Raw genomic sequence first — 24,163 nt, forward strand, 5'->3', positions numbered from 1 at the left:
ATCGGCGGGGGTCGGCGATCATGATTTGACGGCAGACGATCATGTTGTGGATAGTCATTTCCGGGCCGACCGGGGGCGATGCCGACTCCCGCTCGGACGCGACGAGCACGGGGGCGGGATGCGATGTCCGAAGGCCGTGGGGACGGCGCCTTCGGCGGCATCGCGGTCGTCCCGGCGGCGGCCACCTGCGCCGAAGGCGGGCAGACCGCGGCCGGCGGGACGTCCTTCCCGCAGGTCGTCGGGCACCGGGGCGAGGTCCGGCTCGCGCACTGGGTCGCGTTCCGGGGTGGCGACGTCCCCTCGCCCCCGCGTCCGTTCGATCCGGCCGACACCGTGGACCACCTCGGCGGCGCACGATTCGCCGGGAAACCCCCGTCCGGTCATCACGGGTCGGCCGGGAGCGGTCGGGTCATGCTCCGGAATCATCGTGACGACGACATCCGGATTGACCCGCCGAATATCCCGCCCGCTACGGCGGCGGAGAAACGAACGGCATTCCTCGACGCCCCGGATCGAATCGCCAGGCGGCCGGCTGGTCAATTCCGGCAGGTACGATCCGCAACCGGATCCGGACGAGGTCAACTTCCTTTCTTCGCCGAGGAGCGTCCGTTCCGGCAGTACCCGCGCCGGTCGCACGGCACGCCTTGGGCGGCCCAGGACAGCACCGGCACGCCGAACGCCTTCCCGGTGCCGGACCACTCCGGGCTGCCCTTCGCGGCGAGCGTCTCCCGCCCGACCTCGGCGTGCCGCGGGACGCCGCCGGGCTGATCCCCCGTCGCAGCCCCGCCCCGTCCTCGGCGCCGATCCAGGTACGTACCCCCTCGGGATCCGACCGGCGGACCGGCACGACCCGCACCCGGCCGACACCACATCACCGCTCCGGTGACTAGGTTCGTGGTGGGGCCCGATGCCTCCGGCCGGGCACCCGCCCGGCCGGACGGGCCGGAGTCGAGGAGCGGTGACAGTGACGATGCGGGAGTATCCGCTGGTGGGCGGTCCGGTCGAGGTACGGGGGGCGCTGGACCTGGAACGGACGCCGGCCGGGGTGATGCCGCGCCGGCTGCCGGCGTGGACCAAGGAGCAGTACCAGAACCCGACGGTCTACGGGGGAACGGTGATGCCCTCGGGTGTGCGGCTGGTGTTCCGCACCGAGGCGCGGGTGCTCGAGTTCGAGGTGCTCACGTCCACGGGACAGCTCGACGGCTACCCGGAGCCCCGGCCGACCGGGATGCTGGACCTGACGGTGGACGGCGTCCTGGTCGGGCGGCAGCGGGCGCCCTTGGGCAACGTCATGCGGATGGCGGGCCCCGGGGCCGAGCAGCGGCTGATACCGGGGAAGCCGGGGACGGCGCGCTTCGCCGGACTGCCGGCCGGGATGAAGGACGTCGAGCTGTGGCTGCCGCAGCAGACCCCCACGGAACTGGTGGCGCTCCGCGCCGACGGCGAGGTCCTGGCACCCCTTCCCGACGGCCGGCCCCGGTGGGTGCACCACGGGAGTTCCATCAGCCACTGCCTCGAAGCCGACGGTCCCACCGGCACCTGGCCCGTGGTCGCGGCGTCCATCGGGGGCGTGGAGGTGACCAACCTCAGCGAGCCGGGCAACGCCATGCTGGACCCCTACGTCGCCCGGACGATCCGCGACCTGCCAGCCGACCTGATCAGCCTCAAGACCGGCGTCAACATCGTGGGCCTGGCCACCTTCCGCCTGCGGACCTTCGGCCCGGCGGTGCACGGATTCCTGGACACCATCCGGGACGGCCACCCCGACACTCCGCTGTTGGTGATCTCCCCGGTGAGCTGCCCCGCGCTGGAGGATCGTCCCGGCCCGACCACGGTGGGCCCGGACGGAAGGATCACCGCGCTCGGGGACCCGGCCGACCTGGCCGGGGGAGCGTTGTCGCTGCGGGTGGTCCGTGACGAGCTGGCGAGGATCGTCGCGGCCCGGCAGGCCCATGACCCTCACCTGCACCACCTCGACGGACGCGACCTCCTCGGCCCGGCCGACGTGGACGACCTCCCCGACGGGCTGCACCCGTCCGCCGCCGCCTACCGCCGCATGGGCGAACGCTTCGCCGCCCTCGCCTTCGCCGCCGACGGCCCGTTCCGCGCCCGCCCCCGCACGCGGCCGGCCGAGTGAGGCGGCCGGGGGTGCGGCGTCCGAGGAGCCGTTCCCGTGGAGCCCGGGGCCGTTCGAGCCGTTCCCGGGCAGCCGCCGACCCCGGTGGCGCCGGAGCCGCCGAGGCTGGCGGGTGCGCGGTGGACCGGTGGTGGCTGGGGGCGTTCACCCTGGACGGCCGCCGCGCGGCGCGGACCCGTCCGGAGGCGGGAGCCGCGTAGCACCGGCCGTCCACGGTCCGAGCGCGAGCATCGCCTCGCTGACCTCGCCGAGGGCCGCGTCCGGCATCGCGGTGGCGGCGTCTTCGAGAACGAGCAGTCGTGCCCGGGGGATCGCGCGCGCGATCGCCTCGCCGTTGCCGACGGGGAAGAACGGGTCGCGGCGGCCGTGGACGACGAGGGTGGGGATCCTGATCTCGGGCAGGCGCTCGCGCCAGCGGGGCCGGCAGTCGAGCTTGGAGAACGTCATGCGCAACTGGTTGGCCGTCTGGACCGGGGGCGCGGTGCCGGGGGTGCGGTCCCAGATGCGCGCGGCGGTCGCGCGGGCGGCGGCGGGGTCGTCGCCGAGGATCTCGGCGCCGGTGGCGGCGAACTCGGCGACGGCCCGGCGGTCGGTCCAGTCGGGCATCGGGCGTGCGAACAGCCGGCGCATGGTCGCGGGGTCGTGGTCGGGGAGGTCGTCGTCGGGCGGGCCGGGGGCGACGGGACGGGTGCCGACGAGCGTGAGCGCCGAGAAACTGTCCGGGTGGTCGAGCACGGCGACCTGGGCGACCATGCCGCTGACGCCGATGCCCGCGAGGTGGGCGGGGCCCCCGCCGAGCGTCTCGGCGAGGGCCGCCGCGTCGGCGGCGAGGTCGCGCAGGGTGTAGCCGGGCGCCTGCGGATCCGCGGTCGTCGACTCCCCGCTGTCACGCAGGTCGTAGCGCACCACGCGGCGTCCGCCGGCGGCGAGGCGTTCGCACAGCGCGTCGGGCCAGGAGAGCATCGTCGTTCCGCCCGCGAGCAGGACGAGTGGCGCGTCCTCGCGGCCGAACGACTCGATGCCCAGGGCGATCCCGTGGGTATGGACGATGGTCATCGGGTCATCGGGTCAGCGGGACTCGTCGCGGCCGAGACCGCGGTCGGGCGCGCTCATGTCGCCCGTCGCGGGCGTGCCGTCGGCGAGCCCGTAGCGCAGGTAGACGGTGCCTTCCGGACCGGCGACCGGCGGTTCGAGGAGGGTGAGGTTCGTGGGCACCGCGCCGCCGTCGAACACCTTCTTCCCGACGCCGAGCGTGATCGGGTGCACCCAGAGGTCGAGACGGTCGAAGAGCTTCTCCCGCAGGAGGGTCTGCACCAGGTCCAGGCTCCCGACGACCTTCACGTGCTCGTGCCGCTCGCGGATCTCGCGCACCGCGCCGGCCAGGTCCGGGCCGAGCCGGGTGGACCCGGCCCACGGGAGGTCGGGCGTGCCCCGGGAGGCCACGTACTTCGGGACGCGGTTGAAGAGCTCGGCGATCTCGCCGTCCTTCTGGTGCGGCCAGTAGGAGGCGAAGATGTCGTACGTGCGCCGGCCGAGCAGCAGGGCGTCGGTGCCCTCGTACGCGGCGACGATCTGCGCGCCGGTGGCCTCGTTCAGCAGGGGCGCCTGCCAGCCGCCGAACGGGAACCCCGCCGGGTCCTCGTCGGGTCCGCCTGGCGCCTGCGCGACGAGGTCGAGGGTCGCGAACAGCTCGATGTGGATGAGTCCCATGTCTGTACTCCCGATGAGTCGGTGATCCCGGTCGAGATATAGACCTGCCGGGGCCGGAAAACTCATCGCCGCGCCGGAACCCGGTTTCCGTATCCGCCGGTGGTCCGGGCCGCTGTGTCGTTCGCACGGCCGGTCACCGACGTCCCGCCTCGGCCGCACGCGGTGGCGAGCCTGGCGACGCGACTGCTGGTCGGCCGGCTCGACGGCGCGGACGACGCACCGCGGGTCGAACCCGTCGAGCCCGAAGCCCTGGAACGCCGCGCCACCGCCACCCGGTTCGACGCGGCGTGCCGAAGCCTCGTCCCGGGTCAGGCCGGGGCGAGCAGGGTGGTCAGGCCGGAGGTGCCCAGGCGGGTGCCGTCGGACAGGATCACGAGGGCCTCGATGCCGCTGCGTCGCTCGGCCCAGTGCAGGGCGGCGGCTGGCCCCATGGCGAAGGCGGCCGTCGCCAACGCGTCGGTGAGCGCGATGTCCTGGCCGATCAGGGTGACCGACAGCGCGCCGTGCGGCGGGCGCCCGGTGTGCGGATCCAGGATGTGCTGGCCGCGCTCGGCCGTACCGGATCCGGCGACCGCGAGGCGGTCGCGCGCCTCGACGACGGCGGCCAGCCGGCCGGGGGCCGCCGGGTCGGCGATGCCGACGCGCCACGAGCGGCCGGGCGCGGGGGCTCCGGCCGTCTGGACGTCTCCGCCACCGGTCACGCTGTGGTGCGGGAACCCGGCGGCCGTGAGCAGGTGGGAGGCGCGTTCGATCGCCCAGCCCTTGACCCAGCCCGACGGGTCGAGGGAGCCGCCGGCCCGCGCCGAGAAGTAGCCGGCGGTCTCCCGTGCCACGGCGGCGCAGTGGTCGAGGGCCTCGGCCACCAGCGGATCGCACTGGGCGAGGGTCAGCTCGCCGCGGGCGAGACGGCTGATCTGGCTCAGCGGACGGTAGGGGGAGAAGAGCCGGTCGAGCCGGTGGAGTTCGGCGAGGGCCGGGGCGAGGTCGGCGGGCGCGGCGTCGCGGACGGCGAAGGAGAAGACCGTCCCCATGGCGTGCTCGGCGTGTCTGAGCATCAGACGCCCGCCTGGTCGAGGGCGCTCTGCAACGACCGCTGGTAGCCCTCGCTGGTGTAGGTGGCGCCGGCGACGGCGTCGACGCGCGCGCTCTGCGCGGAGACGGCCTCCTGATTGAGCCGGGGCAGCGCGAACTGGTTGATCTCCAGGTCGCGCCTGCTCTCCGACGGGTACTGCACCACCTCGGCCTTGGTGATCCGGCCACCGCTGAGGGTGATCCGCACCTGGACCGGTCCGTAGCGGGTGTCGACGGCGTTGCCGGTGACGACCCGGGTGCCGGAAGCGTTACCCGCTCCTGCGGCGGCCGAGGGCGACGACCCCCCGGACGACGACCCCCCGGACGACGACGCCCCGGGCGTCACCGGGGCGGCGGACGCGGTGCCGCCCGGATCGGAACCGATGACGGGGGCGGCCCCGGGGGAGGCGGAGCCGTGCGGCTTGAGGGAGAGCAGCAGGACGACGCCGGCTGCGGTGACGGTGCTGGCCAGAACGGCGCGGCGCATGGCGGGCTCCTTCAGAGGTCGAACGACTCGTGGTGGATGCGGTGGGCGGGGACACCGGCGGCACGCAGCTCGCGCGTGACCGCCCCGGTCATGGCCGCCGGCCCGCACAGGAACACGTCGTGCTGCGCCAGGCCCGGCACCAGCCGGCCGAGCGCGGCCGCGGAGAGCGGGTCGCCCGTCTCGTCACCACGGCCGACGAGGTAGGACAGGCGGGCCGAGCGCGTCCCGGCGATCCGCTCCAGTTCCTGCCGGAACAGCAGGTCCTCGCAGTCCCGGGCCCGGTAGAGCAGGGTCAGCTCACCGGGCCCGGCCGGCAGGGTCTCGAACAGGGTCCGCAGCGGGGTGATGCCGACGCCGCCGGCGATCAGCAGGACACGCCGCTGGGTCCGCCGGCGGGCGGTGAAGGCCCCGTACGGGCCCTCGGCGCGCACCCGGGTCCCCGGGCGGAGGCCGGCGAGGGCGGCGCTGTGGCCGCCGAGTCCCTTGACGGTGAAGCGCAGGAACCGGTCGGTGGGCGGCGCGGAGAGCGAGTACGGGTTCGCGGCCCACCGCAGTCCCGGGGCGAGGAACTGGAGCCGGAAGAACTGGCCCGGTTCGGCGCGCAGTTCGGCCAGCCGCTCACCGGTCAGGAAGACGGACACCACCCCGGGACCCTCGGGACGGACCTCCGCGACGTGCAGCCGGTGGCGGCGGTCGCGGAGGAACGGGACGGCGAGCCGGTACCAGCCCAGCACGGCGAAGGTGGCGACGTAGAGCACGTACCAGCCGGCGCGGGCGGGCCCCCGGCCGAGGTCGGCGCCGTTGGTGAGCTGGTGGGCGAAGCCGAGGGCGACCGAGAGATAGGTCGCCAGGTGCAGGTAGTACCAGGTCTCGTAGCCCAGCCTGCGGCGGGCCGCCCGGGCCGAGACGGCGCCGGTGCCGAGGAGGAGCAGGGTGGCCGCGGTGGCTTTGAGCATGTCCGGGTCGTGGAGCACCATCCGCACGGTTTCGCCGACGACGGCCCGGTGCGCGGTGAGCGCGGACCCCCAGACGACGGTGAGGACGTGGACGGCGACCAGACCGACCAGGTAGCGCCCGCCGATCGCGTGCCAGCGCGCCAGCCGGTCCGCACCGACGTCCCGCTCCAGGGCGGGTATCCGGGCCATCAGCAGGAGCAGCACCGGCGCGGCGTACCCGGCGAGCAGGCCGGTGATCCGGCCCGCGCCGGTGAGCCACTGGTCGGCACCGGTCACCGCGTAGGTGTCCTGCCACCACAGGGCGAGCACGGCGCCCGCTCCGGTGGCCACGGCCGGCGGGACGAGCCGGGCGAGCAGCCACGGCGGGAGCACCGGCCGCTGTGAGGTGTGCTGGAGCCGACGGTGGCCGGCAGGCGCGGCGCGACGCGGTCGCTGGACTGCGGTACCCATGGTCCTGTTCCTCTCTGCGCGGCTCCGACGTCCTGCGCGCGGCCCGGGAGGGTGCGCGGACGACCGTGATCCGGAGACCGGTCCACCGTGTCAGCCGTATCTCTCAGTTCCCTCTGAGTTCCGCCGCCACCGACCCTCCCGCAGAGAGTTCTGCCAGTTCAGGGCCATGATCGACGGTTCGCGGTCTCAGCGGATTCTCACCCTGGCACGGCACAATGGCGCGGAGAGCTACCGCACGCCCCCGGCGACCGGGAGCGCCGACCGGATTGGATGCCATGCCCGTGCCCACCCCGCGTGTCCTGGTCGTCGACGACGAACCCGACCTGGTCGAGGTGCTGTGCGCCGCGCTGCGCCACGAGGGCTGGGAGTCGCGCGGGGCGGCCTCGGGGGAGGAGGCAGTGCTGGAGTGCCGCGGCTGGGAGCCCGACGCCGTCGTGCTGGACATGATGCTCCCCGGCCTGGACGGCATGGCGGTGCTGGCACGCATCCACGCCGAGCAGCCCCAGGTACGGGTGCTGTTCCTGACCGCCCGCGACGCCGTCGAGGACCGGATCGCGGGGATCGAAGCCGGCGGCGACGACTACGTCACCAAGCCCTTCAGCCTGCAGGAGGTCGTGGTCAGGCTGCGGCGGCTGCTGCGGCGGGCCCGGGCGGCGGACACCTCCGCGGCCGCGGTGCCGGCGGGCGCCCTCGTGCTGGGTGACCTCGTCCTGGTGGAGCAGTCCAGGGAGGTGCTCCGGGGCGGCACCCCGGTCGAGCTGTCCCCGACCGAGTTCCAGCTGCTCCGCTACCTGATGCAGCATCCGCGCCAGGTGCTGAGCAAGGCCCAGATCCTGGATGCCGTCTGGTCCTACGACTTCGGCGGGCAGGCCCACGTCGTGGAGCTCTACATCAGCTACCTGCGCAAGAAGGTCGACGCGGGCCGGCCGGCGATGATCCACACCGTCCGGGGCGCCGGCTACCTGATCAAAGCACCGGTCGCGTGAAGGGCCGCTCGGTGAAGGGCCGCTCCCTGAAGGATCGCTCGGCGGAGAGCCGCTCCGTGAAGGGCCGGCTGGTGGAGAGCCGCCTCGTGCCGCGCACCATCCGCAGCAGGCTGGTCGCAGGCCTGCTGGCCCTGCTGGCCGTCACCTTCGCCGGTGTCGGCCTCGCCGTCACCACCGCGCTCGACCACTACCTGGTGAACCAGCTCGACCAGCGCCTCGCCGACGCGGGCGGACGGTACGCCGCCAGCCTGGAACACGGCGGCGCCGGCCCGGAACCACGCGGTGACACCCGCGCCCAGAGCCCCGGCACCTTCGGCGCCCGCCTGGTGAACGGCCGGGTCACCAACGCGGGCGTGGTCGACGGCGACGCCGACGACGAAGGGGTCGCCGAGGGCACCACCCCGGCCGACACCGACGACACCGTCGCCCTCACCCAGCGGGACCGGCAGAACCTCGCCCGGCTCCCGGTGGGCGGAACACCCGGCTCGGTGCGCCTCTCCGGCCCGGGCCCCTACCGCCTCCGCGCCGTCGCCGGGCGCGACGGCGACGTCCTGATCACCGGGCTCCCCCTGCACCAGGTGCACGAGACCGAGAACCGCGTCGTCGCACTGGAGCTGGTCTCCTTCGCGATCGCCCTCGGCATCACCGGCGTGGCCGGCGCCCTCTGGGTGAGGCTCTCGCTGCGCCCGATGAACCGCATCGCCGACACGGCGGAGCGGATCAGCGCCCTCCCGCTCGCGGCGGGCGAGGTCGTCCTCGACGACCGGGTACCGGGGGCGGATCCGAGGACCGAGACCGGCCGGGTCGCCCTCGCCTTCAACCGGATGCTGGGCCACGTCGAAAACTCCCTCGCCCAGCGCCACGCGTCCGAGAACCGGCTGCGGGCCTTCGCCGCCGACGCGGGCCACGAACTGCGGACGCCGCTCGCCACCATCCGGGGCCACGCCGAACTCGCCCTCGGCCACCCGGGAAGCGCTCCGGCCGAGGTGACGCACTCGCTGCGCCGCATCGATGCCGAGTCCGTCCGGATGGGAGCCATCGTCGAGGACCTGCTGCTGCTCGCCCGGCTCGACGCGGGGCGGCCGCTCGCCCGGGAGGAGGTCGACCTCACCCGCATCGCCCTCGACTGCACCCAGGACGCGCGCGTCGCGGCGCCCGGCCACCACTGGCGGCTCGAACTGCCGCCCGAGCCGGTCGTCGTGACGGGGGACGAGCACCGGCTGCGCCAGGTCGTCACGAACCTGCTCTCGAACGCCCACCGCCACACCCCCGAAGGCACCACCGTCGTCCTGCGGGTCGAAGCCCGCCGCATTACCGTCTCCGACGACGGCCCGGGAATCCCTCCCGAGCTCGCCCCGCACGTCTTCGAACGGTTCGTCCGGGGCGACAGCTCGCGCTCGCGCACGAGCGGCGGCACCGGACTCGGCCTCGCCATCGCCGAGGCGGTCGCCACCGCCCACGGCGGCACGGTGACCCTGTCCCCACGCCCGGGCGGCGGCACCGTCGTCACGGTGACTCTCGGCTGCCCCGATGCCCGGGCGGCGGCATCGTCGTCACCATGACTCCCGGCCGGCCGGCGCCCGGCTGGCCCGCGCGTCACGGCCGTCGGTGCAGCGGTCGGCCACCGAGGCGTGTTCAGCCCCGGCGAAGCAGCCTGCGCGCGCCGTAGACGGTGGCGCCCAGCGCGATCACGGCGGCGCCCCACAGCACCGAGGCGGCCGGCAGGGCGGCGGCCAGGACGAGGCAGCCCGTCGCGCCGACCACCGGCACGACCCGGGGTGGGCGTCCCTCCGCGGGCGTGAGGGTCCAGGCGCAGGCGTTGGCGACGGCGTAGTAGGCGAGCACGCCGAAGGAGTAGAAGCCGATCGCGCCGCGCACGTCCGCGGTGGCCGCCAGGACGGCGACCACCGCGCCGACGGCCAGCTCCGCGCGGTGCGGCACGCCGAAACGCGGGTGGACGGCGGACAGCCGGTGCGGCAGGTGGTGGTCGCGGGCCATCGCCAGGGTGGTGCGCGAGACCCCGAGGATCAGCGCGAGCAGCGAGCCGAGCGCCGCCACGGCCGCACCCGCGCGCACCACCGGGGCCAGGCCCGGGGCGCCGGCGGCCCGGACGGCGTCGACCAGCGGCGCCGCCGAGCGGGCCAGACCGGCCGGGCCGAGGACGGCGAGGACGGCGAGCGCGACGAGGGCGTACACCACCAGGGTGATGCCGAGGGCGAGCGAGACCGCCAGGGGGATGGTCCGTCGCGGATCGCGCACCTCCTCCCCGAGCGTGGCTGTAGCTGGTGGTGCCCTCGCCGGACTTGTTCCAGAGCGAGTAGAGCTCGGTGCTCGGGTAGTTGCGGTTGTACCGGGTGTAGACGGGGTTGCCGTCCGCCCTGGTGTCCATCACCGCGGCCATCGCGTTGGGGGCGCCGGCGCCACTGCCGGTCCGCCACGAGTGCGAGCCCGGGGCGTAGCGGTCCATGTCGGCGTGGGCGACGCCCGCGCCACCGGCGACGACGGCGAGGCCGGCGGCCACCAGGCCGACTCGGGCAGCGGTCTGACGAATACTCATGACTGTTTCCTCCGTGGATGGTTCGAGTACTTCGGCAGGGGCGGGATCGTCGCTCCCTGCATACCTCCGACGGATGCCGACCATCGAATGTGACAGCACGGAAGGTGAAGGTGATGTGTGGGCCAGGCTCGGCTGTGCCAGTACCGCGCCGCCTCCGCGACCGTCACCCGGCCCGGCCCGGCCCGGCAAGTTCCGTCCGACGGGACTGCGCCGGCCGTCCCGCGCCGCGCCGTGCCTGCCGGGTGCTCCAGGAGAGGAGCCCGGCCGTCCGAGCGCTGGGCGTGGCGCACGCTGCGCCCAGAGCTCGGGTTGGCATTCGCCTTGAGTGCCTCCCTCGCGTCCGCCCGGAAGCGGCGCAGCCACGGCCCGCGTCGGGCGGGCGCCGCCAGGTGGCCGCTGCCGCTGCCGGCATCCGGGGCCCCGGATGGGATGGGGCAGCTCGGTGTGAGGATGACGGTGATCGGGCAGGCGCGGGGTCATGGTGAGAATCGGATACACGATGATGACCGAGCAGCGCGGCCCGCGTGACCTGGTCGCGGACGTGGTGCGCGCCGAGCAGTCCGGGTTCGACTTTTCGGTGATCTCGGACCACTCCTTCCCCTGGCTGGACGAGCAGGGTCACGCTCCGTACGCGTGGGCGGTGCTCGGTGCCGCCGCGCAGGCCACCTCCCGGATCCCGCTCATGACCTACGTGACGTGCCCGACGTTCCGCTACCACCCCGTGGTGGTGGCGCAGAAGGCCGCCACGTTGCAGTTGCTGTCCGAGGGCCGCTTCCGGCTCGGGCTGGGCAGCGGCGAGAACCTCAACGAGCACGTGATCGGGCGGGGCTGGCCTGCGGTACCGGTGCGCCAGGCGATGCTCGACGAGGCGGTACAGATCATCCGGGCACTGTTCGACGGCGGGTACGTCACCCGGCGAGGCCGGTACTTCGACGTCGAGGGCGCCAAGCTGTGGGATCTGCCCGACCGGCCCCCGCCGATCGGGGTGGCGGTATCAGGGCCGGACTCCTGCGACCTTGCCGGCCGGCTGGCCGATCTGGTGATCGCCGTGGAGCCGGACCAGGCGCTGATCAGCGGGTTCGCCGAGCACGGCGGGGCCGGAAAGCCGGCCGTGGGTCAGCTTCCGGTGTGCTGGGACACCGACCGGGACACCGCCGTCCGGCGGGCCCACGAGCAGTTCCGCTGGTTCGGCGGCGGTTGGAAGGTCAACGCCGAGCTGCCCGGGACGGCGGGGTTCGCCGCCGCGAGCCGCTTCGTCCGCCCCGAGGACGTCGCCGAATCCGTTCCGTGCGGTGACCGGGTCGACGACTTCGTCGAGGCGGTGCGGCCGTTCGTCGACGCCGGGTTCGACGAGGTGGCCCTCATACAGGTCGGCGGCGACAGCCAGCCCGCGTTCCTCGACTGGGCCGAGGGCACCCTGCTGCCGGCCTTGCGTGAGGCGTTCTGAAACCTGGTCGGCTCGGCCACGCCGCGGGCTCCGCCGGGCACAGGACGGTCGGAGCAGGCTCGACGACGCCCTCGCGGACCGCCCTCCCGGGCCGATCGTCGATCTGACGGGCGTGCCGTGGCCCGGGGGAGGCGCCGGCGCACACGGACAGAACCGACACCTTCCGGAGGGAGACCGTCGGGGAGGCGGCCCGCCCGCTCGCAGGACCGGTCGGACCAGGCCGGCCCACCTGCCCGCACGCCCAGCCCGCCTCCGCTGACACCGCCGACCGGCGCGCCGGGCCCAGCCGATACACTTCCCGTCATGAGCATGGTCACGGCGGTCGAGCGCGTCATCCACGAGGCGGAACTCCAGCTCACCGACGGGACCTGGGAACTCACCGCGACCGACTCCGCTCTGGCCCGCAAGACCGCCGCAGCCCTCGATGCCGCGATCGGCCCCGCCGACACCCACCAGGCGCTGTCGAGGATCGAGCGGCTCGCCGCACTGCGCGAAGCTCTCGCGGCCCTGGCACTGACCATCGCCCGCACCCATGGCCACCTCGCCTGGTTCCTCGCCGACGCCAGCAGCCACCTCGCACCGGTCCTTCACTGGCGCGCCCTGGACGCCCCCGGCAACCGCGCCTTCGGCGCCGTCCTCCCCACCGGCGACGAACTCGCCGACGCCGAGGCCGCCACCCGCCTCCTCGCCGCCATGCTCACCCGCGGCAGCCTTACCACCTGACCGGCCGGCTGGGCGCCGAGCAGGGTCAGGACGATCCGGGCGGCCCGCTCGGCCTCCTGGGGGGTGTCGTCACCACCGCGTTCCCGGATTCCGCCAGGAACGCCTCCCGGGGAAGAGCCACCGCGGTTCTCCCTCCACCCCCAAAGCCGGTGCGCGGTCAGGGCAGCGCGGCCAGGCGCCGGTGCAGACCGGTGAGCTTCAGCAGGCGGACGACGCAGCGCCCGGCCTCGCGCACGATCAGGCGCCTGCCGTCGCGGTCGGCCTGGTTGCAAGCCTGGACGAGGGCGCCCAGGCCCGCGCAGTCCATGAACGTCACCTCCGACAGGTCGAGGACGACCTCCCGGTGCGACTCGAGCGCGGTGGCCAGGGCATGGCGCAGGGCCGGGGCGGTGTCGAGGTCGATCTCGCCGTTCGCCCGTACGATGAAGGGTTCGCTGCTCCGGCTGTTCATGGCGTTTCCGCGTCGCTGCGGGCGGGCCGGTCCGGGCGGGGCCGGCCTGCGGTCGGGGGTGTTCCGGCCGCCCCGTCGATCGAGGGGGGAGAGATCGGGGGCGGCGCGGAACGGCATCGGGGCGGGTCAGGCCTGGATCTGCGTGCGGCTTCCGCTGTGGCTGATCGAGACCTTGCGGGGCTTGGCCCTCTCGGCGACCGGGATCTTCAGGGTCAGCACGCCGGCGTCGTAGTCGGCGGTGATCCCGGCGGGGTCGAGGGTGTCGGACAGCATGACCTGGCGGGAGAACACTCCGAGCGGGCGCTCGGACAGCTCCCACTTCACGCCCTCGCTCTCGCGGCGGGGGCGACGCTCGGCCTTGACGGTCACCATGTTCCGTTCGACGTCGATGTCGATGGCTTCCGGGTCCACCCCGGGCAGGTCGAAGCAGATCACGTACTCGTCCCCGGCCCGGTAGGCGTCCAACGGCATCGATGCCGGCCGCGACCAGGTTCCCGTGTTGCCCAGGAACTGCTGGGTCAGCCGGTCCAGCTCGCGGAACGGATCAGTGCGCAGCAGCATCGCGAAACACCTCCACTGATCGAACGGGTGCCAGTGCGCTTCTTCTGAGACCGTTGTAGCGCGTCATCCATCCGATGACAAGTCTCCGCGTCGCCTATAGAGTGACTGTCATGAATGAGAAGCCCCGCAGACCCGCCCCCGACGGCCCCCGGCCGGTCGGACCCGCCTCGTTCCTGGCGGCCGCGGCGGCGCTGGCCGCGATCGACGACGCCGTCCGCACCGCCCGCGACCCCGGGCCGCAGCCCCCGGGCGCCCCTGACGCGCAGGACGGCCCCGAGCCCGCTCTGGCCGCACTCGTCCTGCTGCGGGAGCTGCGTACCGAGCTCGCCGGCTGGGAGGCCGGACTGGTGCGGACCGCCCGGGAGGCCGGTGCCACCTGGGCCGACCTCGCCCACCCCATGGGCGTCGCCAGCCGCCAGGCGGCCGAGAACCGCTACCTGCGCCTCAAGCCCGCCGCAGGTCGCACGACGCAGGCCGGTACCGGCGCGGAACGCGTCAAGGCCGTTCGTGACCGCCGAGCCGCCGACCGCACCGTCACCGCCTGGGCCCGTGACAACGCCGCCGAGCTGCGGGTCCTCGCCGCCCGGATCACCGCGACCGCGCTCGCCCCCGGCGCTCGCCCCGCCCAGGCCGCCCTGACCGCCGCCCTCGGCGCCACCGACCCAGCCGACCTCATCGAGCCCCTCGCCGCCGTCCGCCCCCACCTCGGCGCCGGCCAGGACGACCTCGCCACCCGCCTCGACGCCCTCACCCACCACACCGCCCAGCTCCGCGATGACAGCGACCAACGCCGCGCCTGATCCCGTCGCCGGCGAGGAGCGCTGGCAGGAGCTCCTGGACCGGATTCACGACCTCGAAGCACGAGTGGCCGCCACCACGGTCGCCGTCACCACCGCCCTCGACTCCCACCTGGCCCGGCTCGACACCCTGCGCCACCAGCTCGCCCGACCCGACTGGCCACTGCCCGCCCCCGATGCAGGCAGCCCCCGGGCCACGCCGCCGGCGAGCAACCAGCAGGCCTGACCCGGCCAGCCAGCAGGCCTGACCCGGCCGGGAGCCGTCCGCGGCCCGCGACCGCCGTACGGTCCGCGTCCGTGTCCCGCCGGGCGCGCTCCGGCGGCGGTCAGCGCCAGTGGCCTCCAGCTCCAGGCGGCCCCGATGTCGGACGCTCGGCCGGCCGGCGGCATCACGCCGTCGGGGCGCCCTCGACGTTCAGCCGCTCCCCGAGCCGGCTCCGGTGCAGGGCGGCGACGGGCTCCAGGAGGTCGGGGTGGCGCAGCAGGACGGCCGCCTCGGTGTCGCGGATGCCGGGCTCGGTGAGGCGTCGCAGGGCTCCCGCCCCGGTGTGGTGCTCGGTCGTGGCGAGGGTCTGGTGGGCGTGCGAGGCGAGTGCGGGGTCGGCGAGGAAGCAGGCGGCCCAGCTGACCACGGTCTCGTCCACCCAGGTCCGCCACGCGGCGTCGTCCGGACGGGGGTCGTGGCCAGTGAGCCGGTCGAGCCGGTCGGCGCCGCCGGGGCCGAGCAGGTCCAGGAGCTGGACGTCCATCGGGGTGGGGTAGCGCAGGGCGGCTGCCAGGGCGGTCGCCTGCCGGGCCTGGCTCTCTGCGAGTGCGCGGCTGAAGGCGCCGGCCGGGGGAGGGTAGGCGTTCAGGAGCCAGCGGGTGCAGGAGGCTATGACGGGTGACAGGTCGGGCACGGGGATCGGTCCCTCGGGGAGGTGCTCGCCTGGTCCGGTGCCGGTGGTGCGAGCCGTCCGGTGCGGAGCCGCGCTGCCCCGCTCGTGGCCGCCCAGTGTAGGCCGCTTCTTTGAGGGGGGCGGCATGACGGGCATCACGCCGGCCCGATCCTGGCGTCGGGGCAGGGCTGGCCGTGCGACGGCCCCGCCCCGACGCCAGGACCGCCGGCCGGTCGCGGGGGTGGATCAGGACTTGCCGCGGCCGGTGACGAAGTCGCGGGCCCGGTCGACCAGGCCGACACCGGGAGCGAGCAGCTTGCTGGCCGCGGGGCTGTCGGGCGCGGCGGGGTGGGGGCGGGTCGGCGCCATGGACTTGGCCCGGCGGATCTTGTCACCGAGGTCGTTCAGCTGCTCCGGCGTACACGCTTGGCGCAGCATGGGGAAGAGGTTGTGCTCCTCGTCCTGGACGTGTGCCGCGACCTCGTCCATGAGCCGCCGCAGCAGGGGGCTCATCTGCGGGTCGTCCGTCTTCGTGTCCTCCAGCTTCTTGAGGAGTTCCTCGACCCGGCCGTGGTCGGCGATCTCCTTGTCCGCGAGCCGGTCGCCGCCCTGGACGTGCTCGCGCACCGCCGGGTAGAGGTACTGCTCCTCGGCGACGGAGTGCCGCACCAGCTCGATGGTGACCTCGTCGACCACGTCCCGCAGCTGCTGGCCGCCGCCCGTCATCGCCTGGATCCGGGCGAACATCTCCTCCACCTCCCGGTGGTCGGCCATCAGTTCGTCGATCACGTTTCCGCCGTGTCCCATGAAACGCCTGCCTCTCGTTCGTTCCGTCCGGGCCGGGCTGGTCCCGGCCACCTGGCAGTCGTTCCCCGGCGGGTGCGTGCGGTGGGCGACGGCGACGCCACCTCACCCGAACGGGGGCCGACCGCGGCCAGGTCCCCGGTCCCGGTCCCCGAGGCCGGAGAGGGGCCCCGGCACGTGGCCGGGCCCGGCGCGGGGGGCAGCGCGGCACGGCGCACCGCCGGGACGGGCACGGGCGGGCCCGCGAGTCGGCCCTTACGTTCGGGGTAGACGCCGCTGCGGAGCACCGTCAGAAGGAGGAGTCATGCCTGCCGGATCGAGCAAGAAGCGTGAACGCCAGTACGAGCACATCAAGGACAGTGCCCTGGACCGCGGCGAGAGCAAGAAGCGGGCCGAGGAGATCGCGGCCCGGACCGTGAACAAGGAACGGGCCCGGCACGGCGAGTCGAAGACGGCCAGCCGCTCCTCCACCCACGACACCTCCTCCTCCCGGCGCGGCGGCCAGCGTTCGCACTCCGGCTCCCAGGGGCCGACGAAGGAACAGCTGTACAACGAGGCCAAGCAGCGCAACATCCACGGCCGCTCGAAGATGACCAAGAAGGAACTCGCCAGCGCTCTCGGCCACTGACCGACCGCCACCCGCGCGCCCCCTGAGGGTCCCCAGCGCCACCGCGCAGAAGTCGCCTCCCGACCACCGGGGTCGGCGACGGAAGCAGCACGACCGTGGACCGGACCGCCGATCCCTGGGGGCCCCGCACCCCGTACGCCCCCGGCACGCCGTGGCCCGCCCGGGTCGACCTCCAACTGGCCCCCGGGCTGAGCGAGGCCGACGTGCAGCGCTGGGTGCCTTCCGCGTCGCTTCTGCACTCCAACGGCGACGCCATGGACATCGCGGTCCGTGACGGGAGGATCGTCGGTGTCCGCGGCCGGGCCGGGGACCGGGTCAACCACGGCCGCCTCGACATCAAGGACCTGTTCGGGTGGCAGGCCAGCGCCTCGCCCGACCGGCTCACCGCGCCGCAGGTCCGCCGCGGCGGCCGACTCGTCGCCACGGACTGGGACACCGCCCTGGACACCGTCGCGGGGCGCTGCCGGTCCGTGCTGAAGGACCACGGGCCGGACGCGGTCGGCTTCTACACCTCGGGGCAGCTGTTCCTGGAGGAGTACTACACGCTGACCGTCCTCGCCCGCGCCGGGATCGGCACCAACCACCTGGACGGCAACACCCGCCTGTGCACCGCCACAGCGGGCGAGGCCCTCAAGGAGTCCTTCGGCTGCGACGGCAAACCGATTGGGCGGCCGGCATCTGCGGACTGCCCGCGGGCGAGATCCGCCGCGCCGCCGAGCTGATCGCGGGCACCGACCGGCTCGTCTCTACCGTGCTCCAGGGCGTCTACCAATCGCACCAGGCCACGGCAAGCGCCGTCCAGGTCAACAACCTGCACCTGCTGCGCGGACAACTCGGACGCCCCGGCGCCGGCGCCCTTCCGATGAACGGCCAGCCCACCGCCGAGAACACCCGCGAGTGCGGCGCCAACGGCGACCTGCCGGGTTTCCGCAACTGGGCGAATCCGCGCCACGTCGCCGAACTCGCCGAGCTGTGGAACATCGACCCCGCGGTGCTGGACCACGGCGGCCCGCCCACCCATGCGCTGGAGATGTTCCGCCTCGCCGAGACCGGCGCCCTGAAGTTCCTGTGGATCAGCGCCACCAACCCCGCGGTGTCCCTGCCCGACCTCGCCAGGATCCGCCGGATCCTCGCCCGGCCCGACCTGTTCGTCGTGGTGCAGGACATCTTCCCCACCGAGACCGGCGAGTTCGCCGACGTGGTCCTGCCGGCCGCGACCTGGGGCGAGAAGACCGGCACCTTCACCAACGCCGACCGCACCGTCCACCTCTCGGAGAAGGCCGTCGACCCACCCGGCCTCGCCAGGTCCGACCTCGACATCTTCCTCGGCTTCGCCCACCGAATGGACCTGCGCACCCGCTCCGGCCGTCCACTGATCACCTGGCAGGACGCCCCGTCGGCGTTCGCCGCATGGCAGCAGTGCAGCAAGGGCCGCCCCTGCGACTACACCGGGCTCAGCTACCAACTGCTGCGCGAACACGGCGGCACCCAGTGGCCCGCGACACCCGCCCTCCCCTTCGGCACGCCGAGGCTCTACGCCGAGGGCCGCTTCTGGGCCCATCCGGAGACCTGTGAGACCTACGGCCGCGACCTCGACACCGGCGAGCCCGCGACCGAGGCCCAGTACCGGGCCCTGAACCCGCACGGCCAAGCACTTCTCCGGGCCGCCGACTACGAGCCGCCCCCGGAACCGCCCGACGACGCCTATCCGCTGTGGCTGACCACCGGCCGCACCATCTACCACTTCCACATCCGCACCAAGACCGGCCGTGTTCCCGAACTCCAGCGCGCCGCGCCCGAGATATGGGTCGAATGCTCCCGGGCCGACGCCTGCCGACACGGCCTCACCGACGGGGACAGGGCCGTCCTGACCACCGCCCGTGGCTCCGTCACCGCCCGGGTCCGGATCACCGGGATCCGCGAGGGGCCGCTCTTCCTGCCGTTCCACTACGGCTACTGGGACCACGGCCCCGACCACGCCGACAGTCCGCCGCGCCGCGACCGCGCCGCGAACGAGCTCATCGCCACCCGCCTCGACCCCTCGTCGAAGCAGCCGGTCTTCAAGACGGCCACCGCCCGCCTGGCCCGCTCCGAACACCACCGCTGACCCTGCACCCCGAACGCCCCCGGCATCCGTGAAGTCAGGATGACGGGCGCCTACCGGAAGGCCGAGGGCCCGGCGCACCTCCAGGACGAGGTCGACGGGAGGGAACGAGTGCCGGCCGCACAGCCCGCCACCACCCGGGAGACCGCTGACCGGCGCGAGGAGGAGCGACAGCGGAGGCGGCGGGGTGGCCGTTCCTCGGGGGAGCGGGTGTGTCGTGCCGGGCGGGTCGGCGCCGGTCGGGATAGTCGTTCGTACAGCACTCGTGGGCGTGGCGCCGGTCCGGCGATCGTGCCCGCGGGTGCCGGACCTGACCCGATGCCGGAGGACATGATGGACGACAAGCCGGGACCCGTGAAGAGGATCGTCGACGCCGTAGCCGAGGCCGTGCGCGAGGACGGCCGGCCGCCGGGCGGTGTGCCCGGAGCGCCGGGCAGCACACCGCCTCAGGTGGCGGAGCCGCTCGAACCGAGGGCTCCGCTGCCCGCGAAGCGGGACCAGCAGGGGCCCCTGCCGGTGTCGCCCACCGGCCGCGACACCGGCCTGCCGGCAGACGCCCTGTCGCAGAACGGCGGGTACCTGACGACCGCGCAGGGGGTGCGACTGCCGGACGGCGACCATTCGCTGAAGGCCGGGCCGCGCGGCCCGGTGCTGCTGCAGGACCATCACCTGCGCGAGAAGATCATGCACTTCGACCACGAGCGGATCCCCGAGCGGGTGGTGCACGCCCGCGGCGCCGCAGCCCACGGCACCTTCCGGGGCTACGGGACAGCGGCCGCGGTCACCAGGGCCGCGTTCCTGGCGGAAGGCGTGGAGACGCCGGTGTTCGTACGGTTCTCCACCGTGCTGGGCTCGCGCGGGTCGGCGGACACCGTGCGCGACACCCGCGGCTTCGCGACCAAGTTCTACACCGGCCAGGGCGTCTTCGACCTGGTCGGCAACAACATCCCCGTCTTCTTCATCCAGGACGCCATCAAGTTCCCGGACGTGGTGCACGCCGCCAAGCCGCACCCGGACCGGGAGATCCCGCAGGCACAGAGCGCCCACGACACGTTCTGGGACTTCGTCTCGCTGCACACCGAGGCCACCCACCACACCATCTGGAACATGTCCGACCGCGGCATCCCGCGCTCCTACCGGACGATGGAGGGCTTCGGAGTCCACACCTTCCGCCTCGTCAACGCCGAGGGCGCCAGCACCCTGGTGAAGTTCCACTGGAAGCCCATGGCCGGCGTGCACTCCCTGGTCTGGGAGGAGGCCCAGCTGATCAGCGGCATGGACCCGGACTTCCACCGCCGCGACCTCGCCGACGCCATCGAGTCCGGCAACCACCCGCAGTGGGAGCTCGGCATCCAGACCTTCCCCGACACCCCCGAGCAGACGTTCGCCGGCATCGACCTGCTCGACCCCACCAAGATCGTCCCGGAGGAGCTCGCCCCGGTGCAGCCGATCGGGCTGCTCACCCTCCACGCGAACCCGACGAACTTCTTCGCCGAGACCGAGCAGGTCGCCTTCCACCCCGGGCACCTGGTGCCCGGCATCGACCTCACCGACGATGCGCTGCTCGCCGGCCGCCTCTTCTCCTACCTCGACACGCAGATCACCCGCCTCGGCGGACCGAACTTCGCGCAGATCCCGGTCAACCGCACCCACGCCCCGGTCAACGACATGCTGCGCGACGGCTTCCACCAGGACGCGGTGCACAGCGGCGTCGCACCGTACAAGCCGAACTCGCTCGACGGCGGCTGCCCGTTCTTCGCCGGCGCGGGCGAGCACGCGTTCGTCGAGTACCCGACCCCGATCTCCGCCGCGACCAAGGTGCGTGAGGCGCCCGCGTCGTTCGCCGACCACTTCAGCCAGCCCCGGTTGTTCTGGCTCAGCCTGAGCCCGGTGGAGCGCGAGCACGTGATCGCGGCCTACACCTTCGAGCTGTCGAAGGTGTACGAGCAGGCGATCAAGGAACGGGTCCTGACCGTCCTGGCCCGGATCGACGAGCAGCTGTGCCGGGAGGTGGCCGCCGGCCTCGGCCTGCCCGTGCCGGCGACCACTGACACGGCCAACGCCGAGATCGCCCCCAGTCCGGCCCTGTCCCAGCTGGGGCGGCGCTGGCCGGCGACCGGCCGCGTGCTCGGGATCGTCACCGGCTCCGGCAGTGACCCCGGCGTGGTGCGGCGGCTCCGGGACGACGCGTCCGCCGCGGGACTGCTGCCGCTGGTCATCGCCCCGACCGGAGCGCCGCTGGCCGACGACCTCCCCGTGCAGCGGACCTTCGCCGCCGCCCGGTCCGTCGAGTTCGACGCGCTCCTGGTCGCGGACGCACCCCCGCCCGGCGCCGACGACCGCGGGGCACGTGACGCCAAGTCCGGCGCCGTGGCGGGCGGGCAGCCGGCGATCGACTCCCGCATCGTCCTGCTGGTCAACGAGGCCTACCGGCACGCCAAGCCGATCGCCGGCCTCGCGGACGCGCGCGCCCTGTGGGCGGCGGCGGGCATCGACCCGCAGGCGCCGGGCGTGTTCAGCGAGACCGACGGCGGGCAGGCGATCTCGGCCCTGGCGGAGCAACTCGAAACGCACCGGGTCTGGGAACGCTTCCCGGCCTCCGCCCACTGAGCCAGCCCCGCACGTGGCCCCCCGGCCGCGGCCGGCCGGAGCGATCACTCCGGCCGACCGCGGCCTGGGGACTTCGGGGGCGCCGTACCCTCCCGAGAACGACGTGGTCGGCCGAGGTGGGTGAGCACGGCGGAAGGCCGGCGCCGGCTCTTCGGTGGGACGTGCGGTGCGGTCCAGCGGCTCCGTCCGCGCCGTGGCGCCCCGGAGGCGGCGCGCCGGCGGTGTGAGCGAGCCCGCCCGACGCAGCGGTGTGCGCCGGTGGCGGGAGCGGTGAACCGCGCTCCCGCCACCGGCGCTCGGGACTGGTCAGCCGTGGGAGAAGGAGATCTGCGGCAGCACGCGGTCAAGCCAGGCCGGGGTGTGCCAGGCAGCGCGGCCGGTCAGCCGCAGGATCACCGGCAGCAGCACCAGCCGGACCAGCGCCGCGTCGAGCAGCACGGCGACGCCGAGGACGATGCCCATCTCCTTGGGCGGGAGCGGGCCGGACAGGGCGAAGGTGAAGAACACCGCGACCATGACGCCGGCGGCCGCGAAGATCACCCGGCCGGAGTGGGCGAGTGCGCCGACCATCGCCTCCTTGGGGTCGCCGGTGCGCTCGTAGTGCTCCTTGGCGGAGGCGAGCAGGAAGACGGTGTAGTCGATGCCGAGGGCGAGGGCGAACATCATGGCGAAGTTCATCGCCCAGATGGAGACCGGGAACAGATGGCTGATCAGCACCAGCGAGCCGGCCGAGGCGGCAAGTCCGGCCATGGTGAGCAACAGGGGCAGCGGTGCGCTCCCTCCGAACCGGTTTCGGCTCGGGCCGCGGGACGAGTGCGGCGTCGTCGAGGCTGATCGGGAAGCCCGGCGGGGGGCCAGGATCTCCGCAGCGCGGGGTGGGGTAGTTGTCGTCAGGCCTGGTCTCGGCGCTCAGGTGGTCCGCCGTGCTCCGGTCGGTGGCGAGGGCGGCCCGTTCCGCCGGCACCTGCCGTCCCGTGAACGGGTCGAGGGCCCCGGCGCTGTGTGCGCCGGGGCCCAGGGATATGAGGATTCACTGCTCCATCTACTGCACTACTGCTGCCGGCTGTCGGGCCGGCTTGCGGTGTCCGCGTTGCCCGGGGGAGGGGCATTGCGCGGGGATCGCGTATGCGTGACCGAAGACCACCTCTTCCATGACGTTCCATGACGATGGCTACTGCGGTGACCGCCTGGCTCCGATTGCGTGCCGTGGCGGGCGATCCGACGGGGTGAACCCTTCCCTTCTCCTCTGGTGTGCATCGTGCGTACTGCCGGTACTGCGAACTGCTGGATGTTGCGTCCTGCGCGTGCGCGACCGCCACCGCCGCGGGCCCCACGCACAACCGGGCCCGTGACGCCTGGCAGGTCACCCGCCTTCCGCCGCGAACCCCTTCTGTCATGACCGGGTCCCGCGTACTGACGACCTGCACGCCTCCTGCATCACTGCTGGTACTGCGAACTGCGGTACTGCCCGGGCAGTTCGTGTCTGCCCGTTCTGCTGTCCTGCTCTCCCAACGCCAGGAACACTACACAGACTGCCGTGCAATGTCTACTCTCACCAGCACAGGTTTCCGTGTCTGGAGGCCGGACCTTATTGCGGCCTCGTCCGGCCGGGGGCGGAGTCGTCGGAGCTCGGTTCGAGGGCGTCTCGCAGGGCGTAGAGGTCGGCGGCGGTCGCCTGCTCGGCCAGGCGCGCCAGCAGTCGGCGCAGGACCCGGTCGTCGCCGTCGCGGACCGCCTCCACGATTCCGCTCAGGACGGAACCGTCCACGGTCGGTGCGGGCTGCTGCATTTCCACCCTCCTTCGCGCCCCTCAGGGGCGTAGGCCCTCTCGGGGGCCCGGGACATCTCGGACAGGGCGGGAGGCTACCGGCCGCACGGCGGCCCGGAGCTGCGGGGTACCGGGTTGGGCGGCTCGTTCAGCCAGCGGGCGCGAGTGCGGTGAGCGCGGCGGCCAGGGCGCCGTGAACGGCGGGCGCGGCCGAGCTGGAGGCGAGCAGGAAGCCGAAGGCGACGGCGACGCACGCTGCGGCCGGGGTCGCGCGGCGCTGACGGATCAGCACGGCGAGGACCGCGCCGAAGAACACGACGGCCGACAAGTTGAGGATCATGCTTCTCCCTCCGTAGTCCGGCGGAGGCGCCAGGCCGCCGCCGATATCTGCCCTGGCTGCACCACATTTTTCCACGCTTCGATCACAGGCAGTGGAATCTCCCTGCACCCGGCGCGCCCGGTGGAGGTGCCGGCGGACGGCGGGCCGGGGGTGCCCGCACGGCCGCGCTGCGGCGGGCACTATCCTCTGGTGGCATGTCGAACCCTGATGGGCTGCTCGTCGACATCGCCGCGATGGTGGAGTCCGAGCACAGCAACCAAATGCCCCTGACCGTCGTCGTGCCTGGGGCGGTCATCACCGGCCGGCTCGCGCCGCAGAGCCTGTGGAACGAGCGGGTGGCGGAAGTCCTCGCCGGCTCGGAGCACCTCAAGCCGTTCGCCGCACTCTTCGCGGCGCCTGCGGCCGGCGCTGGTGACGCGGCCGGCGAAGGCACGGCGGTGCCGGCGGTGCGGCCGACGCATCTGCACCTGCACGTCGCCCGCATCCTGCAGGGCAGCTACGGGCTGCCGCACACGGGCGGCATGTACCGCATCGCCATCGCCGACATCAGCAGTTGGACGGTGGGAGACCTCAGCTACTCCGACCAGTGACACCAGGCCGGGGCGGGCGCGGCGGGGGGGGGGGGGGGGGCGGCGGGGGCGCCGGCCGGGGGCGGGGGCGCGTCGGCGGGGCGGTGCAGCTCGCGGGGGGCGTGCGCG

General features: G+C 73.8%; 23 protein-coding genes and 2 pseudogenes. 12 read left to right on the forward strand and 13 right to left on the reverse strand.

Annotated features, from left to right (window positions below; translation table 11 throughout):
• The first annotated feature begins 123 nt into the window (after positions 1–123).
• Together ABT263_RS19270 and ABT263_RS19275 are read left to right on the forward strand one after the other, a co-directional pair.
• Positions 124–768 carry a hypothetical protein gene (locus ABT263_RS19270; RefSeq protein WP_352291561.1) on the forward strand — a complete coding sequence of 215 codons (645 nt, stop codon included), beginning with the start codon at positions 124–126 and terminating at the stop codon, positions 766–768.
• Positions 769–970: 202 nt separating this feature from the next.
• Complete coding sequence (locus tag ABT263_RS19275; protein WP_352291605.1) at positions 971–2,137, forward strand: GDSL-type esterase/lipase family protein; 1,167 nt, start codon at positions 971–973, stop codon at positions 2,135–2,137.
• 144 nt (positions 2,138–2,281) lie between these two features.
• Here the strand turns inward: ABT263_RS19275 and ABT263_RS19280 are convergent, their stop codons facing one another.
• The 5 genes from ABT263_RS19280 to ABT263_RS19300 all read right to left on the reverse strand — a co-directional run bounded on the left by ABT263_RS19280 (position 2,282) and on the right by ABT263_RS19300 (position 6,811).
• The gene (locus tag ABT263_RS19280; RefSeq protein ID WP_352291563.1) at positions 2,282–3,193 is read right to left on the reverse strand and encodes an alpha/beta fold hydrolase; all 912 of its coding nucleotides are present in this window, start codon (positions 3,191–3,193) and stop codon (positions 2,282–2,284) included.
• A 12-nt stretch (positions 3,194–3,205) separates the two neighbouring features.
• Positions 3,206–3,847, reverse strand: coding sequence for a dihydrofolate reductase family protein (locus ABT263_RS19285; protein WP_352291565.1), 642 nt, complete (start codon positions 3,845–3,847; stop codon positions 3,206–3,208).
• Positions 3,848–4,155: 308 nt separating this feature from the next.
• Positions 4,156–4,902, reverse strand: a complete 747-nt coding sequence (locus ABT263_RS19290; protein ID WP_352291567.1) for an FAD:protein FMN transferase — start codon at positions 4,900–4,902, stop codon at positions 4,156–4,158.
• Positions 4,902–5,405, reverse strand: coding sequence for an FMN-binding protein (locus ABT263_RS19295; protein ID WP_352291569.1), 504 nt, complete (start codon positions 5,403–5,405; stop codon positions 4,902–4,904). The genes ABT263_RS19290 and ABT263_RS19295 overlap by 1 nt, the downstream gene beginning before the upstream one ends.
• Before the next feature lie 11 nt (positions 5,406–5,416).
• Positions 5,417–6,811 (reverse strand): ferredoxin reductase family protein, encoded by a 1,395-nt coding sequence (locus ABT263_RS19300; RefSeq protein WP_352291571.1) that lies wholly within the window; start codon positions 6,809–6,811, stop codon positions 5,417–5,419.
• Between the two features lie 275 nt (positions 6,812–7,086).
• Here ABT263_RS19300 and ABT263_RS19305 point away from each other — a divergent pair, with 275 nt between their 5' ends.
• Together ABT263_RS19305 and ABT263_RS19310 are read left to right on the forward strand one after the other, a co-directional pair.
• Positions 7,087–7,797 carry a response regulator transcription factor gene (locus ABT263_RS19305; RefSeq protein ID WP_352291573.1) on the forward strand — a complete coding sequence of 237 codons (711 nt, stop codon included), beginning with the start codon at positions 7,087–7,089 and terminating at the stop codon, positions 7,795–7,797.
• 56 nt (positions 7,798–7,853) lie between these two features.
• A complete protein-coding gene (locus tag ABT263_RS19310) occupies positions 7,854–9,359 on the forward strand; it encodes a sensor histidine kinase (RefSeq protein WP_502885821.1) in 1,506 nt (501 codons plus the stop codon).
• A gap of 73 nt (positions 9,360–9,432) precedes the next feature.
• Here the strand turns inward: ABT263_RS19310 and ABT263_RS19315 are convergent.
• Positions 9,433–10,074, reverse strand: a pseudogene (locus ABT263_RS19315) (APC family permease); the annotation flags it as partial.
• 758 nt (positions 10,075–10,832) lie between these two features.
• Here ABT263_RS19315 and ABT263_RS19320 point away from each other — a divergent pair.
• Together ABT263_RS19320 and ABT263_RS19325 are read left to right on the forward strand one after the other, a co-directional pair.
• A complete protein-coding gene (locus ABT263_RS19320) occupies positions 10,833–11,801 on the forward strand; it encodes an LLM class F420-dependent oxidoreductase (protein ID WP_352291577.1) in 969 nt (322 codons plus the stop codon).
• Positions 11,802–12,104: 303 nt separating this feature from the next.
• A complete protein-coding gene (locus tag ABT263_RS19325; protein WP_352291579.1) occupies positions 12,105–12,524 on the forward strand; it encodes a hypothetical protein in 420 nt (139 codons plus the stop codon).
• A 157-nt stretch (positions 12,525–12,681) separates the two neighbouring features.
• Here the strand turns inward: ABT263_RS19325 and ABT263_RS19330 are convergent, their stop codons facing one another.
• A complete protein-coding gene (locus ABT263_RS19330) occupies positions 12,682–12,975 on the reverse strand; it encodes an STAS domain-containing protein (protein WP_352291581.1) in 294 nt (97 codons plus the stop codon).
• Positions 12,976–13,101: 126 nt separating this feature from the next.
• Positions 13,102–13,536, reverse strand: a complete 435-nt coding sequence (locus ABT263_RS19335) for an Hsp20/alpha crystallin family protein (RefSeq protein ID WP_352291583.1) — start codon at positions 13,534–13,536, stop codon at positions 13,102–13,104.
• A 110-nt stretch (positions 13,537–13,646) separates the two neighbouring features.
• On the opposite strand from ABT263_RS19335, the gene ABT263_RS19340 reads away from it, so the two are divergent.
• Both ABT263_RS19340 and ABT263_RS19345 read left to right on the forward strand, forming a co-directional pair.
• On the forward strand, positions 13,647–14,336 hold the full coding sequence (locus tag ABT263_RS19340; protein WP_352291585.1) for a hypothetical protein: 690 nt from the start codon (positions 13,647–13,649) through the stop codon (positions 14,334–14,336).
• The gene (locus ABT263_RS19345) at positions 14,311–14,559 is read left to right on the forward strand and encodes a hypothetical protein (RefSeq protein ID WP_352291587.1); all 249 of its coding nucleotides are present in this window, start codon (positions 14,311–14,313) and stop codon (positions 14,557–14,559) included. Before ABT263_RS19340 ends, ABT263_RS19345 begins: the two co-directional genes overlap by 26 nt.
• 163 nt (positions 14,560–14,722) lie before the next feature.
• On the opposite strand, the gene ABT263_RS19350 is transcribed toward ABT263_RS19345, so the two are convergent.
• Positions 14,723–15,232: a hypothetical protein gene (locus ABT263_RS19350; RefSeq protein WP_352291589.1), complete on the reverse strand. Its 510-nt coding sequence runs from the start codon at positions 15,230–15,232 to the stop codon at positions 14,723–14,725.
• Between the two features lie 225 nt (positions 15,233–15,457).
• Positions 15,458–16,018, reverse strand: a complete 561-nt coding sequence (locus tag ABT263_RS19355; RefSeq protein WP_352291591.1) for a hemerythrin domain-containing protein — start codon at positions 16,016–16,018, stop codon at positions 15,458–15,460.
• A gap of 301 nt (positions 16,019–16,319) precedes the next feature.
• Here ABT263_RS19355 and ABT263_RS19360 point away from each other — a divergent pair, with 301 nt between their 5' ends.
• From ABT263_RS19360 to ABT263_RS19370, 3 genes and pseudogenes are all read left to right on the forward strand, one after another.
• Positions 16,320–16,643 (forward strand): plasmid stabilization protein, encoded by a 324-nt coding sequence (locus tag ABT263_RS19360; protein ID WP_352291593.1) that lies wholly within the window; start codon positions 16,320–16,322, stop codon positions 16,641–16,643.
• A gap of 188 nt (positions 16,644–16,831) precedes the next feature.
• Positions 16,832–18,750 (forward strand): annotated as a pseudogene (locus ABT263_RS19365) (molybdopterin oxidoreductase family protein).
• Positions 18,751–19,080: 330 nt separating this feature from the next.
• The gene (locus ABT263_RS19370) at positions 19,081–21,357 is read left to right on the forward strand and encodes a catalase (RefSeq protein WP_352291595.1); all 2,277 of its coding nucleotides are present in this window, start codon (positions 19,081–19,083) and stop codon (positions 21,355–21,357) included.
• A 306-nt stretch (positions 21,358–21,663) separates the two neighbouring features.
• Here ABT263_RS19370 and ABT263_RS19375 read toward each other — a convergent pair whose 3' ends face one another.
• From ABT263_RS19375 to ABT263_RS19385, 3 genes are all read right to left on the reverse strand, one after another.
• Positions 21,664–22,116 carry an MMPL family transporter gene (locus ABT263_RS19375; protein ID WP_352291597.1) on the reverse strand — a complete coding sequence of 151 codons (453 nt, stop codon included), beginning with the start codon at positions 22,114–22,116 and terminating at the stop codon, positions 21,664–21,666.
• Positions 22,117–22,945: 829 nt separating this feature from the next.
• The gene (locus ABT263_RS19380) at positions 22,946–23,146 is read right to left on the reverse strand and encodes a hypothetical protein (RefSeq protein ID WP_352291599.1); all 201 of its coding nucleotides are present in this window, start codon (positions 23,144–23,146) and stop codon (positions 22,946–22,948) included.
• Positions 23,147–23,273: 127 nt separating this feature from the next.
• On the reverse strand, positions 23,274–23,465 hold the full coding sequence (locus ABT263_RS19385) for a hypothetical protein (RefSeq protein WP_329491748.1): 192 nt from the start codon (positions 23,463–23,465) through the stop codon (positions 23,274–23,276).
• Between the two features lie 194 nt (positions 23,466–23,659).
• Here ABT263_RS19385 and ABT263_RS19390 point away from each other — a divergent pair, with 194 nt between their 5' ends.
• Positions 23,660–24,055 carry a GvpU-like protein gene (locus ABT263_RS19390; RefSeq protein ID WP_329491749.1) on the forward strand — a complete coding sequence of 132 codons (396 nt, stop codon included), beginning with the start codon at positions 23,660–23,662 and terminating at the stop codon, positions 24,053–24,055.
• The last annotated feature ends 108 nt before the right edge of the window (positions 24,056–24,163 follow it).

Source organism: Kitasatospora sp. NPDC001603 (genome assembly GCF_040298365.1).
GTDB lineage: Bacteria > Actinomycetota > Actinomycetes > Streptomycetales > Streptomycetaceae > Kitasatospora.